This window comes from Pseudomonas sihuiensis (assembly GCF_900106015.1).
GTDB classification, from domain to species: domain Bacteria; phylum Pseudomonadota; class Gammaproteobacteria; order Pseudomonadales; family Pseudomonadaceae; genus Aquipseudomonas; species Aquipseudomonas sihuiensis.
Map to the genome: position 1 here is coordinate 2383182 of NZ_LT629797.1, position 13660 is coordinate 2396841.

Consider the following 13660-nt stretch of genomic DNA (forward strand, 5'->3'; position numbering starts at 1 on the left):
CCAGCCGTTTTTTGTAGGAGCCGGCTTGCCGGCGATCTGCTGAGAAGCATCGCCCGCAAGCGGGCTCCTACGGTTCTCCTGCGCGTTGCAGCAGACGACGAGCGCGACCGAGTACGGGGGCGTCGACCATCTGGCCGTCGACCACGAATACCCCTTCGCCGCTGCTGGCCGCTGCCATCACCCGGCGTGCCCAGGCCAGCTCCTGGTCCGTCGGGCGCAAGGCGTCGTGGACGATCGCCACCTGGGTCGGGTGGATGCAGAGCAAACCGTCGAAGCCCATGTCGCGGGCATCGCGCGCGGTGCGGGCGAGACCGTCGCGGTCCTCGATGGCGGGAAATACGCTGTCGAGCGGCGCGGCCAGGCCGGCCGTGCGCGAATGCAGCAGCAAGGCATAACGGGCCTGGTCGAGGATGCGTTCGGCCGCGGCGCTACCGCTGCTGAGGCCCAGGTCCAGACCCAGGTCGAGGGCGCCGAAGGACAGGCGCTCGACACCTTCAGCGTGGGCGATCTCCGCCAGCGCCAGCAGCCCCGCTGCACTCTCGATAATCGGCCACACCGGCTTGCCGCAGGCCGCCACACGCGCCACCTGCGCAGCACTTTCCACCTTGGGCAGCAGTACGCCGATGACACCGGCATGACGGCCGCAGAGTTCGATATCGGCGCCGTGCCCGGCATGCTCCGGGGCGTTGATGCGCACCAGCAGCCGCGCTTCAGGGTTGGCCGTGAGGAAGGCATCGAGATGGGCCCGGGCCTCGACCTTGAGGCTCTCCTGTACGGCGTCTTCGAGGTCGACGATGACCGCGTCGGCACCGACGGCGAGCGCCTTGGGGATGCGCTCCGGGCGACTAGCCGGCACGAACAGGGCGCTGCGGATCACGGAATCGCTCATACGGCCCCCTGCTGATGCAGGCGCTGGATATCGCCGGCGCCGTAGCCCAGCTCGGCGAGCAACGCATCGGTGTGCTGACCCAGCGCCGGGATGGCGTCCATGCGCGGCTCGAAGGCGTTGTTGCGCCCCGGCGGCAGCAGTGCCGGCAGGCTGCCGCTGGGGCTGTCGACCTGGCGCCAACGCTGGCGCGCTTCGAGTTGCGGGTGAGCCCAGACGCCAGCCATGTCGTTGACCTGGGCATTGGCGATCTGTGCCAGCTCCAGACGCTCGATCACCTGCGCCGAGCTCATGCGTGAGAACGCCTCGACGATCAGCGCACGCAGCTCGCTGCGGTTGGCCGAGCGCTTGAAGTTGGCAGAAAAGCGTTCATCGTTGGCCAGCTCCGGCTGCTCCAGCACCTTGGCGCAGAACGCCTGCCATTCGCGCTCGTTCTGCAGGCCGAGCATCACCGTGCCGCCGTCGCCGGCCGGGAACGGGCCGTAGGGGTAGATGGTCGAGTGCGCGGCGCCAGCGCGCGGCGGCGGCGTGGCGCCGTCGTAGGCGTAGTACAGCGGGTAGCCCATCCACTCCACCAGGCTTTCCAGCATCGATACGTCAACGCGGCTGCCGACACCGGTCTTGCCACGCAGCATCAGTGCCGAGAGCACGCCGGTGTAGGCGTACATGCCGGCGGCGATATCGGCGATGGAGCAGCCGGCCTTGGCCATCTCCTCCTCGCCAGCGCCGCCGGTGACGGAGAGAAAGCCGCCCTCGCTCTGGATCAGCAAGTCGTAGGCCTTCTTCTGCTCGTACGGGCCGCCCTCGCCGTAGCCGGAGATGTCGCAGACGATCAGTTGCGGGAAGCGCTCGTGCAGCGCCTCGAACGACAACCCCATGCGCGCGGCAGCGCCCGGTGCAAGGTTCTGCACCAGTACATCGGCCTTGGCCAGCAGGCTGCCGAGCACCTGCATCGCATCGTCCTGCTTGAGGTCGAGGGTCAAGCTTTCCTTGGAGCGGTTGGTCCAGACGAAATGCGAGGCCAGACCGCTGACGCGCTCGTCATAGCCGCGAGCGAAATCGCCACTGCCGGGACGCTCGACCTTGATCACCCGCGCGCCGAGGTCGGCGAGCTGGCGGGTGCAGAACGGCGCGGCGATGGCGTGCTCCAGGCTGACCACGGTGATGCCATCCAGTGGCCGTGGTTGTTGTGCGTTGTTCATGTCCATGTCCTCGGTCAGGCCAACTGGCTCAGGTCGTCGGTTTCGCGCAGGCGCCAGACCCGCTCGATCAGCACGCCGGCCTCATCGCTGCTGCGCTGGCCGGCGAAAGCCAGCAGGCGACGGAACTTGTCTTCCAGCTCGGCGCGGCTGAGGGTGTTGCCGGGGTCGCCCTTGGGCTCGTCGATGGCGCCACGCAGGGTGCGACCCTCGGTGGTGATTACCTCGACGCGGCCCAGCCAGCGCTGCGGGTAAGCCACATCCACCTCCGGGTCCAGACGCATCTGCACCTTGTCGCGGAAGGCGGCCACGGCCGGGTCCTGCAGCGCCAGGTTGGCGAACTCGGTCAGTTGCGCGCTGCCATGCACGGCGATCAGGCCGAGCACGGTGCCCATGGAGAACTTGGCCTGGTGCACGGTCTGCGGCACGGTCACGCGGCCGAGCACATCGATGGCGCCCTGATGCACGCGGGCGACGACTCGCTCGATCTGCTGGTGGCGCAAACCTTCGCGCTGCATCAGGTCGAGCAGCGCGTCAGCCGCCGGATGGGTATGGCGGCAGGAGGCGTGGAACTTGAACGAAGTCTCCACCAGCGCCCAGCGCCGGCCGAGACGGTCCGACAGCTTGCTTGGGTCGGCATCGCGGGACATGCCGGCGGCCATGCCCTGCTCGCCTTCGAGGATGTTCTGCGCGCCGGTCAGGCCCTGCTCGGTAAAGTAGGCGGCCAGCAGGCCATCAGCCGCGGCCTTGGCGGTGTGCAGTTGCTTGGAGTCGGCGGCATCGCGCAGGAACTCCCACAGCCCGGCGGCCTGGGTGCCGGCATTGCCAAGCAGATGGATGAACTGCTGCTGATCGAAATCCAGCAGCTTGCCCACGGCCACCGCAGCGGCCAAGGTGCCGACCGTCGCCGTGGTGTGGAAGATGCGGTAGTGCGAACGGCCGAGAAACTCGCCGATGCGGATGCCCGCCTCGTAGCCGGCCACTGAGGCCAGCAGCAGTTCACGCCCGGACTTGCCCAGGTCCTGCGCCGCCGCCAGGGCCGCCGGGAACACCACGGTGGCCGGGTGCAGCACCGAGCTGTTGTGCAGGTCGTCCTGCTCCACCAGGTGCGACGAGGCGCCGTTGACCAGCGCGGCGAAGTACGCCGAGGTGCCCCGGCCATTGACCAGGATGCGCGCCGGGCCATCGGCCGGGCCCATCTGCTGCGCATAGGCCTCGAACAGCGGAATCGGCCGCGCGCCCTCGCTGGCCAGGGCCGAGCCGAGCCAGTCGAGGAACAGGTCTTCGGTGCGATCCAGCACGTGCTCGGGAATCTGCTCATAGGACAGTTTGGCGAGGAACGCAGCCAGCTGTTGAGTATGTTTGCTCATGGTCGCGGCCTCAGAAACTGCGTGGCAGCTCGAGCAGGTGCTCGGCTACATAAGAGAGGATCAGGTTGGTGGAGATCGGCGCCACCTGGTACAGGCGGGTTTCGCGGAACTTGCGCTCGACGTCGTACTCGTTGGCGAAGCCGAAGCCACCGTGGGTCTGCAGGCAGGCGTTGGCCGCCTCCCAGCTGGCCTTGGCCGCCAGATACTTGGCCATGTTGGCGGCAGCCCCGGCATTGCGCCCGGCGTCGTATTCCTCGCAGGCGCGCCAGCGCATCAGGTCGGCGGCCTCGATCTCGATGTGCGCCTCGGCGATGGGGAATTGCACGCCCTGGTTCTGCCCGATGGGCCGGCCGAACACCACACGATCACGGGCGTACTGCGCGGACTTCTCGATAAACCAGCGACCATCGCCGATGCACTCCGCCGCGATCAGCGTGCGCTCGGCATTGAGGCCGTCGAGGATGTAGCGGAACCCCTTGCCCTCTTCGCCGATCAGGCTGCTGGCGGGAATCTCCAGGTTGTCGAAGAACAGCTCGTTGGTCTCGTGGTTGACCATATTGGCAATCGGCTGCACGGTCAGGCCGTTGCCAATGGCTTCGCGAAGATCGACCAGGAAGATCGACATGCCCTCGGACTTGCGTTGCACCTCGGCCAGCGGCGTGGTGCGCGCCAGCAGGATCATCAGGTCGGAATGCTGGACGCGCGAGATCCACACCTTCTGGCCGTTGATCACGTACTTGTCGCCCTGGCGCACGGCGGTGGTCTTGATCTTGGTGGTGTCGGTGCCGGTGGTCGGCTCGGTGACGCCCATCGACTGCAGGCGCAGCTCACCGCTGGCCAGCTTGGGCAGGTAATAGCGCTTCTGCTCCTCACTGCCGTTACGCAGCAGGGTGAACATGTTGTACATCTGCCCGTGGATGGTGCCGGAGTTGCCGCCGCAGTGGTTGACCTCCTCGAGGATCACCGAGGCCTCGGCCAGACCCAGGCCCGAGCCGCCGTATTCTTCGGGGATCATCGCCGACAGCCAGCCAGCCTCGGTCATGGCCGTGACGAAGGCTTCCGGGAAGCCCTTCTCCTCATCGATCTTGCGCCAGTATTCGGCAGGAAACTCCGCGCACAGGGCGCGCACGCCTTCGCGGATGGCGTTGAGTTCTTCGTTGTTGTTGTGGTTCATCAGTCGCCCTCGGGTCGTGCGCTATTTGCTATGTAGGAGCCCGCTTGCGGGCGATGCTCTTCGTTTTTGATCGCCCGCAAGAGCTAGCCGCCCGCCGGGCTCCTACGGATCAGTGTTTGCCGTCAGAAATCAGTCGAATTGCACCTCGGCTCGCTGCGCCAGGCCGGCCTCGTTGCCCGCCCACAGCTCGGCCTGGCCCTCGCCGCTGATGCGCCCACCGACCTCGAACGGCTGCGGCGCAATCAGCGGGCGCAGGCCGCGATAGGCGAAACGGCGCAGGCGCACCTGCGGGTTGGCGCGGCAGAAGGCGCGCAGGTTCAGGGTGGCGGTCAGCGGGCCGTGCACCACCAGGCCGCTGTAGCCTTCGGTTTCGGTGACGTAGGGCCAGTCGTAGTGGATGCGGTGGCCGTTGAAGGTCACTGCGCTGTAGCGAAACAGCAGCGTGCTGGACGGCGTGACCGCCTCGCGCCAGTCACCAGCGACCAGCGGCTCGCCGCTGCTGGCCTTGGGCGGGCTGGGCTCGCGGTAGACGATGTCCTGCTCTTCGCGGATGGCCAGTTGGCCGTCCTGCAGATAGTCGTGCTGCACGGTGACGAACAGCAGCGCGCCGGTGCGGCCGTGCTTTTCCTCGATGTGCTTGATGGTCGATACCCGGCTGGCTTCGCCACCCACCCGCAGCGGCTGGATGAACTCGATACGGCCGCCAGCCCACATGCGGTTGCGATTGTCGGCCGGCGGCAGAAAGCCACCACGCGCCGGATGGCCGTCCTCGCCCAGACCGTTCTCGGCGACCGGCTCTTGAAAAAACGCCCAGTGCCACAGCGGCGGCAGCGCCTCGCCATGGGCCGGCGTGGCTTCGCCGAAGGTGGCGGCGATGCGCTTGACCAGGTTGCGGCTGAGTTGGTCGTGGACTTCTTCACTACGACCGATCCAGGCGGAAAAAGCAGAATCACTCATGGGGCAGGTTCCAGCTCGGTTCTTGTGTGAGCTGGAGCATGCGATGCTGCACGCGTTCAGAGAATCCGCATTTATTTAAACCAGCGTTCGGATATGCTTAACACGAATCCTGTAGGAGCCCGCTTGCGGGCGATGCTTTACAGATCGCCAGTGATCGCCCGCAAGCGGGCTCCTACGAATGACCTCAGGAAATGGCCACCATGCATTTCGATCTGCCCGACCTGCGCCTGTTCATCCACATCGCCGAGTCGCCCAGCCTGACCCAGGGCGCGCGCAAAGCGTTTCTCTCGCCGGCCGCCGCCAGCGCGCGGATCAAGGCGCTGGAAAACCAGCTCGGCAGCCGCCTGCTGTACCGCGACAGCCGTGGTGTCGAGCTGACCCCGGCCGGCCAGCGCCTGCTGCAGCATGCGCGGCTGATCATGCGCCAGGTGGATTATCTGAAGAGCGAATTCACCGAATACGGCACCGACGCCGCCGGGCATATCCGCATCTTCGCCAACACCACGGCAGTGACCGAATTTCTCCCCGAAGTGCTGGCCGGCTTTCTCGCCGAACGCCCCGGCGTCACCGTCGACCTGCAGGAGCGCCTCAGCCGCGACATCGTGCGTGGTGTGCTGGACGGCGCGGCGGATCTGGGCATCATCGCCGGCCCGGTGCAGACGCCCGGCCTGCAGGTGCTGCACTTCAGCACCGACCGCCTGGTGCTGGCGGTGCCACTGGGCCATGCCCTGGCGCGGCGGCAATCGGTGAGCTTCAACGACACCCTCGCCTACCAGCACATTGGCCTGCACGAGGGCAGCACGCTGCTGAGCTTTTTGCGTGAACAGGTGGAGAAACTCGGCGGCAACCTGGCCCTGCGTATCCAGGTATCGAGCTTCGAGGCGATCTGCCGGATGATCGAAGGTGGCGTCGGCATCGGCATCATTCCCGAGTCGGCCGCGCGGAGGCACAGCCGCACCATGCAGCTGGCCATCCTGCAGCTGGACGAGGCCTGGGCGGTGCGCGAACGCAGCATGCTGGTGCGTGAGCTGGATGCGCTGCCGGGCAGTGTGCGCGCGCTGATCGACCGGCTGAACCAGGGTGTGTAGCGCCAGGTAAAATTCCGGGCAAAAAAAGGGCGACCAAATTGGTCGCCCGCCCATTCAAGGCATTCCTCGAAAGGAATGCGGAAACGCTTGCACCCAAATCACGCAGGATGATCGGGACGTACTCAGTGTCGCCGCAGCCCCTTGCCCTGCCTATTGCACCAAGGTCGTAGGGTCTGTACGAAAAGTGCCTGCGCTCGGTGATGCTGCGTTAAAAACAGGCTCAGAATGCTCATTTACAGCTCGTAAACTCCGCTTCTTCGCCTGTTTTTGCCTTGCCTGACCTTCGCTCGACGACTTTTCGTACAGACCCTAGGGCACCAGTCACATGGCAGGCCATACTCCCGAGACGCCTTTTTGGCCTTGGAGGCACGCATGCACCCGGAACACCTCGCCCTGTTGCAGCAGGCGCCAGCCAGCACTCATGCCGATGACACCTGGGCCAGGCTCTGTTGCGAACAGGCCCTGCTGGCAGTCGAGGAAGGCTGTTATGCGGTCGGCGCCTTGTTGGTGGATGGCGCAGGTGAACTGCTGTGCAACGGTCGAAATCAGGTGTTCGCCCCGGCCTACGCCAGCGCCGCCCACGCCGAGATGCAGGTGCTCGACCAGCTCGAAAGCGAACATGCGCAGGTCGACCGCCGAGATCTGACCCTCTACGTCAGCCTCGAGCCCTGCCTGATGTGCTACGGCCGTATCCTGCTGGCCGGCATCACCCGCGTACGCTATCTGGCGCGCGACCGTGACGGCGGCTTCGCCCTACGCCACGGCCGCCTGCCTCCGGCATGGGCCAATCTCGCTTCCGGGCTTGCGGTGGTTCAGGCCAAGGCCGATCCCTACTGGCTCGACCTGGCCGAGCAACTGATCGAGCGCCTGCAGGACCGCCGGGCGATGCGCGAGCGCGTGGTTGCGGCCTGGCGCGGCGGTCGTTGAAAACCGTAGGGTGCGCCGTGCGCACCGAAAATTGCAGGCATCAGCCACGGCCAGCGGAGCATTGGTGCGCGCGGCGCACCCTACGCCTAGTCCTTGCCCAACCCGTGCTGCCGTAGCTTGTTGGCGATGGTGGTATGGGAAACACCGAGGCGCTTGCCCAACTGGCGGCTGCTGGGATGATCGCGGAACAGCCGCTCCAGCACCGCCTTCTCGAAGCGGCCGAGAATATCGTCGAGGCTGCCTTCCACCGAGAACTCGCCCAACGGCTGCGGCGCGCCATAGTCCGGCAAGCGGATATGCTCGGCCTTTACCGTACCGCCGTCACACAGCGAAACCGCCTGGAACAGCACGTTCTCCAGCTGCCGCACGTTGCCCGGCCAATGGTAATGGGCCATGCGCTCGAAGGCCTGCGGCGCCAGTTTCGGCAGCGCGCAGCCGATCTGCCGGCTGGCGGAATCTAGAAAGTGCTCGACCAAAGGTGCCAGGCCATCGAGGCATTCGCGCAGCGGCGGGATATGCAGGCTGAGCACATTGAGGCGGTGATAGAGATCCTGGCGAAACTCGCCATGGGCGCAGAGTTCGGACAGATCGACCTGGGTGGCGCAGATCACTCGCACGTCCAGGTACACCTCCTCGTCGCTGCCCACACGGCGGAAGCAACCATCCTGCAGAAAGCGCAGCAGCTTGGCCTGCAGACGCGGGCTCATCTCGCCGACGCCATCGAGAAACAGCGTGCCGCCAGCAGTCAGCTCCAGCAGGCCAAGCTTGCCTTCCGGGCGCGCGCCTTCGAAGGCGCCGGGGCCGTAGCCGAACAGCTCGGTCTCGGCCATGGACTCGGGCAGGCCGGCGCAGTTGAGTGCCATGAACGGCGATTGCCCACGCGGGCTGGCCAGGTGACAGGCGCGCGCCAGCAATTCCTTGCCGGTGCCGGTTTCACCCTCGATCAGCAGCGGCGCATCCAGCGGCGCCATGCGCCGCGCTTCCTTGACCACCGCCGCCATCACCTTGGAGCTCTGGAAGATCGAGTCGAAGCCACGCAGCTCCTGCTTGCGCACGTGATAGATACGTTCACCGACGCGGTCGGCGCGGTGCAGGGTCAGCACCGCGCCAGCCAGCGCCTCGCTGTCGTCGTGTTCATTCTGCAGCGGGGCGATATCGGCGAGGAACACATCGCCCTTGATCTTCACCCGCAGGCCGTTGATCCGCGTCTTGTTGGCGCGCACCAGCTCCGGCAGGTCGAAGTCCTCGGCGTAGCGCGACAGCGCCATGCCCGGCACCTCGTCGACGCGCACACCGAGCAACTGCGCGGCACTGCGGTTGGCGGCGACTATGCTGCCGCCCATGTCGATGGACAGCACCGGAAAGTCCAGCGCGCCAAGCAACGCATTGAGCTCCAGATGACGCCGTTCGCTGGGCATCAACCCCACACGTTTGACGCCAAATACGCCGGCAATGGCCTCGAACTTCGGCCTCAGCGACTGGAACTGCAGGTTGATCAGATTCGGGCAGTGCAGGTAGATGGCGTTGCCCTGCTCGCCCCCGACTTCGCCACGAGCGACGTTGATGCCGTAGTCGACCAGCAGGTTGAGGATGTCACGCAGGATGCCGACCCGGTTCTGGCAGTGGACCTTGATACGCATGGCTCAGGCTCTTGTTGTTGTGGCCGCCGCGTCACACAAATCGACGCGTGCAGCATAATTTTCGTCAAGAATATGTGACAGCAAAACCAACCAGCAAGCTGGATATTCGCCATTCCAGCAAAATCGTAATCAAAATTTTACAGTTTCTGGGCGCTGCGCAAGACACCGCCTCTCATCCGCCTGCTTTCAACCCGAGCAATCAGCGGCATGCTCGGGTCAAGACAAGAACAACAGCCCCCTGAAGGAGGCAGCGATGAAGAGTACGCAGTACCTGGCACGGGAACCGGACGAGAGTGGCTTTATCCATTACCCGGAAAGCGAACATCAGGTGTGGAACACCCTGATCACTCGCCAGTTGAAGGTGATCGAGAACCGCGCCTGCCAGGAATACCTGGACGGTATAGAACAGCTCGGCCTGCCGCTGGAGCGCATTCCGCAGCTCGGCGAGATCAACCGGGTACTCGAAGCCAGCACTGGTTGGCGCGTGGCGCGGGTACCGGCGCTGATCCCGTTCCAGACCTTCTTCGAGCTGCTGGCCAGCAAGCAGTTTCCCGTCGCCACCTTCATCCGCACGCCCGAGGAGCTGGACTACCTGAAGGAACCGGACATCTTCCACGAGATATTCGGCCACTGCCCGATGCTGACCAACCCCTGGTTCGCCGAATTCACCCACACCTACGGCAAGCTCGGCCTCAAGGCTACGAAAGAGCAGCGCGTCTACCTGGCGCGTCTGTACTGGCTGACCATCGAGTTCGGCCTGCTCGACACCCCGGCCGGCCGACGCATCTACGGCGGTGGCATCCTCTCCTCGCCGAAGGAAACCCTCTACGCGCTTTCCGACGTGCCCGAACACCAGCCCTTCGATGCACTGGAAGCGATGCGCACGCCGTATCGCATCGATATCCTGCAGCCGGTGTACTTCGTCCTACCCGAGCTCAAGCGCCTGTTCGAGCTGGCTCAGGAAGACATCATGGCGCTGGTGCATCAGGCCATGGCGCTGGGCTTGCACGCGCCGAAGTTTCCGCCGAAAGCGGCGTAGCCCGTGACTTCCCATTACGCACGAATGGCGTTGCCCTCTCGATTCGCCGCGTGGGCATACCCTCTACACGATGGTGCGATCCGCCGTCCTGTAGGAGCGCCGCCCCGGCGCGAAACGATTGCGGCCTTACTCCATCATCGGCGTTGCCCGCTCGATTCGCCGCGAGGGCGCGACTCCTACACCTTGGTGCGATGCATCGCCCTGTAGGAGCGCCGCCCCCGGCGCGAAAAGATTGTGGCCTGACTCCCTTATCGGCGTTGCCCCCGCGATTCGCCGCGAGGGCGCGGCTCCTACACTCGATGATCAACTACTGTCATTACATTGTTTACCCAGGAGAACCCCAATGAGCCTTGCCCAAGCCCAATGCGAAGCCTGCCGCGCCGATGCGCCGAAAGTGACTGATGAAGAACTGGCCGAGCTGATCCGCGAGATCCCCGACTGGAACATCGAGGTACGCGGCGACCATATGGAGCTGGAGCGCGTGTACCTGTTCAAGAACTTCCGCCATGCCCTGGCCTTCACCAACGCCGTGGGCGCCATTGCCGAGGAAGTCGGCCACCACCCGGCCCTGCTTACCGAATGGGGCAAGGTCACCGTCACCTGGTGGAGCCACGAAATGCGCGGCCTGCACCGCAACGACTTCATCATGGCCGCGCGTACCGATGTGCTGGCTGCCAGCGCCGAGGGCCGCAAGTGAGCCATTTCGCCCAGATCGTCCGCGTGCCGGGCGACCCTATCCTCAGCCTGATGGAAGCCTATCGGCTGGACAGCAACCCGGCGCGCCTGGACCTTGGCGTCGGCGTCTACAAGGACGCTCAGGGCCTGACACCGATCCCGCGTGCAGTGAAACTGGCCGAGCAGCGCCTGATCGACCTCGAACAGACCAAGACCTACATCGGCGGCCATGGCGACGCCGCGTTCGGCACGCTGCTCAGCCAGCTGGTGCTGGGTGCGGACTCGGCACTGCTCGCCGAGCAGCGCGCCGGCGCGACGCAAACGCCGGGTGGCACCGGCGCCCTGCGCCTGGCGGGTGACTTCATCCGTCACTGCCTGCCGGGGCGCGGTATCTGGCTGAGCGATCCGACCTGGCCGATCCATGAAACCCTGTTCGCCGAGGCCGGGCTCAAGGTCGGCCACTACCCCTACGTCGGCGCTGACAACCGCCTCGACGTCGAGGCCATGATCGCCGCCCTCACCCACCTGCCCAAGGGTGACGTGGTACTGCTGCATGCCTGCTGCCACAACCCCACCGGCTTCGACCTCACTCCGCGCGATTGGAAACGCGTGCTGGAGGTGGTCAAGGCGCGTGAGCTACTGCCGCTGATCGACTTCGCCTACCAGGGCTTCGATGATGGCCTGGAAGAAGACGCCTGGGCGGTGCGCCTGTTCGCCGCCGAACTGCCGGAGCTGCTGATCACCAGTTCCTGCTCGAAGAACTTCGGCCTGTATCGCGAGCGCACCGGTGCCCTGATAGTCTGCGCCGGCGACGCCGAAAAGCTCGTCGACATCCGCAGTCAGCTAGCCTCCATCGCCCGCAACCTGTGGTCGACGCCGCCCGCCCATGGCGCTGCGGTGGTGGCACAGATACTCGGTGACGACGAGCTGAAAGGGCTCTGGCTGGACGAACTGGAAAGCATGCGCCTGCGCGTCGCCAGCCTGCGCCGTGGCCTGGTCGAGGCACTGGTGCCACACGGCCTGAGCGAGCGTTTCGCGCACATCGCCGTGCAGCGTGGCATGTTCTCCTACACCGGTCTGTCAGCTATACAGGTGCAACGTCTGCGCGAGGAATTCAGCGTGTACATGGTCGGCAGCGGCCGCGCCAACGTCGCCGGGCTGGATGCCAGCCGGCTGGACCAGTTGGCCGACGCCATCGCTCGGGTCTGCGTGAACTGAGTCCACAGGCGACAGGTCTTACTGACCGCCGCCTGCCAGCTTCACAGCTATAGTGCGGTCATCGCCATTCACGACGGATTCGCCAATGGCCGTACCCAGCAACATCCTCTTTCGCGCCTACCAGCGCATCATCCACAGCCTGGCGTTCTACCCGACGCTGATCGCCAGCGGCTTCTTCCTGCTGTGCCTGCTGACCATGGCTGCCGAGTACCAGCCGTGGATGATGGCGTTCAAGGATCGTTTCTATCTCGGCCTGGTAAGCAATGCCGACAATGCCAGACTGATCCTCGGCACGCTGGTCACGGGCATTCTGTCACTGATGGTGTTCAGTTTCTCGATGGTCATGGTGGTGCTCAACAACGCAGCCGCATCGCTGTCACCACGGGTGATTCCCGGTCTGGTCAGCAACAAGGGGCACCAGAAAACCCTGGGGTTCTACCTCGGCACCATCCTCTACGCGCTGCTGCTGATCACCACCATCGAGCAGGGCAACAATGAGCGGATACCTAGCCTCGGCGTGCTCATAACCCTGGCCCTGGGCATCGTCTGCCTGGGCCTGTTCGTGCACTTCATCCGCTCGATTTCGCAGTCGATTCAGGTCGAGCACATCCTCGGTAACCTCTACAGCACCAGCCTGGAAAAGCTAGATGCCTGCGGCGGCAGTCCAGCTTCGCGCGACGCCGCGCCCCAGTGGCCGGATGACAGTGAGTGGATCACCGTTCACGCGCAGCGCAACGGCTACTTCAAGGAGCTCAACATCAAAGAGGTCAACACGCTGCTGCAGCGCCATCAGATACGGATGACGGTACTCGCCCATCGCGGTTTCTTCGTTAGCGAGGGCCATCCGCTGTTTCGCCTGGAACGTCCGCTGGATGAAGCCGTCTGCCAGCAACTGCTCGATTGCTTCGATTTCTTCATTGAAGAGTACGCCAGCACCCATTACTTCTTCGGTTGCCGGCAGATGTCGGAGATCGCCGTGAAGGCACTGAGCCCCGGCATCAACGATCCGGGCACGGCGATCAAGACGGTGGATCTGCTCAGCGTGCTGCTGAGTCGGCGCCTGGCGCTATCCGAGCGAGATTTCGCCGGCCTGCCCGACGAGCCACCGCGGCTGTGCTATCAGGAACTGTCGCTGGATCAATTGCTGCTACAGCTGCTGGGGCCGATACGCGCCTACGGTGCAGCGGATGTCAGCGTACTGGTCAGCCTGCTGCAGGCCTTCAAGAATCTGCTGCATCGACCCGCCAGCGCGCAGCAGCGCACCGATCTGCTGCGCCACGCGCGCAGCGTGCGCGATAGCGCCGAGCGCCATCTGAGCGAGCAGCGTGATCGCGAGGAAATCAACCATTTCATCGTACGCATCAACCGCACGTTGCAGGACTCGGAGCAACCGCTGGCGCCCCTGCAAATCGTGAACGAGGCACCATGATGGTGCCAAGTTTGCCGCCAGAAAATTGCATGACCGTTTATCAGTAAAAATAACTTTT

The 13660-nt window shown here is 64.9% G+C and carries 12 protein-coding genes; 6 read left to right on the forward strand and 6 right to left on the reverse strand.

Features of this window, described 5'->3' with window-relative positions; translation table 11 throughout:
* Positions 1–67 precede the first annotated feature (67 nt).
* The 5 genes from BLT86_RS11210 to BLT86_RS11230 form a co-directional block, all read right to left on the reverse strand.
* Complete coding sequence (locus tag BLT86_RS11210) at positions 68–889, reverse strand: HpcH/HpaI aldolase/citrate lyase family protein (RefSeq protein WP_045735036.1); 822 nt, start codon at positions 887–889, stop codon at positions 68–70.
* Positions 886–2088, reverse strand: a complete 1203-nt coding sequence (locus BLT86_RS11215; protein WP_092376730.1) for a CaiB/BaiF CoA transferase family protein — start codon at positions 2086–2088, stop codon at positions 886–888. The genes BLT86_RS11210 and BLT86_RS11215 overlap by 4 nt, the downstream gene beginning before the upstream one ends.
* 14 nt (positions 2089–2102) lie before the next feature.
* On the reverse strand, positions 2103–3455 hold the full coding sequence (locus BLT86_RS11220; protein WP_092376733.1) for an MmgE/PrpD family protein: 1353 nt from the start codon (positions 3453–3455) through the stop codon (positions 2103–2105).
* A 10-nt stretch (positions 3456–3465) separates the two neighbouring features.
* On the reverse strand, positions 3466–4629 hold the full coding sequence (locus BLT86_RS11225; RefSeq protein WP_092376736.1) for an acyl-CoA dehydrogenase family protein: 1164 nt from the start codon (positions 4627–4629) through the stop codon (positions 3466–3468).
* Positions 4630–4758: 129 nt separating this feature from the next.
* The gene (locus BLT86_RS11230; RefSeq protein WP_092376739.1) at positions 4759–5586 is read right to left on the reverse strand and encodes an FAS1-like dehydratase domain-containing protein; all 828 of its coding nucleotides are present in this window, start codon (positions 5584–5586) and stop codon (positions 4759–4761) included.
* A 200-nt stretch (positions 5587–5786) separates the two neighbouring features.
* Here BLT86_RS11230 and BLT86_RS11235 point away from each other — a divergent pair, with 200 nt between their 5' ends.
* Positions 5787–6674: a LysR family transcriptional regulator gene (locus BLT86_RS11235; protein WP_045735477.1), complete on the forward strand. Its 888-nt coding sequence runs from the start codon at positions 5787–5789 to the stop codon at positions 6672–6674.
* A 372-nt stretch (positions 6675–7046) separates the two neighbouring features.
* Positions 7047–7601 (forward strand): nucleoside deaminase, encoded by a 555-nt coding sequence (locus tag BLT86_RS11240; protein ID WP_092376742.1) that lies wholly within the window; start codon positions 7047–7049, stop codon positions 7599–7601.
* 86 nt (positions 7602–7687) lie between these two features.
* On the opposite strand, the gene BLT86_RS11245 is transcribed toward BLT86_RS11240, so the two are convergent.
* Positions 7688–9241: a sigma-54-dependent phenylalanine hydroxylase transcriptional regulator PhhR gene (locus tag BLT86_RS11245; protein WP_017674870.1), complete on the reverse strand. Its 1554-nt coding sequence runs from the start codon at positions 9239–9241 to the stop codon at positions 7688–7690.
* Between the two features lie 253 nt (positions 9242–9494).
* Between BLT86_RS11245 and phhA the strand changes: the two genes are divergently transcribed.
* The 4 genes from phhA (at position 9495) to BLT86_RS11265 (ending at position 13602) form a co-directional block, all read left to right on the forward strand.
* Positions 9495–10280, forward strand: a complete 786-nt coding sequence (phhA, locus tag BLT86_RS11250; protein ID WP_092376745.1) for a phenylalanine 4-monooxygenase — start codon at positions 9495–9497, stop codon at positions 10278–10280.
* Positions 10281–10623: 343 nt separating this feature from the next.
* Positions 10624–10977, forward strand: a complete 354-nt coding sequence (locus BLT86_RS11255) for a 4a-hydroxytetrahydrobiopterin dehydratase (RefSeq protein ID WP_017674872.1) — start codon at positions 10624–10626, stop codon at positions 10975–10977.
* A complete protein-coding gene (locus BLT86_RS11260) occupies positions 10974–12173 on the forward strand; it encodes an amino acid aminotransferase (protein ID WP_092376748.1) in 1200 nt (399 codons plus the stop codon). The genes BLT86_RS11255 and BLT86_RS11260 overlap by 4 nt, the downstream gene beginning before the upstream one ends.
* Before the next feature lie 85 nt (positions 12174–12258).
* On the forward strand, positions 12259–13602 hold the full coding sequence (locus BLT86_RS11265; protein ID WP_092376753.1) for a DUF2254 domain-containing protein: 1344 nt from the start codon (positions 12259–12261) through the stop codon (positions 13600–13602).
* The last annotated feature ends 58 nt before the right edge of the window (positions 13603–13660 follow it).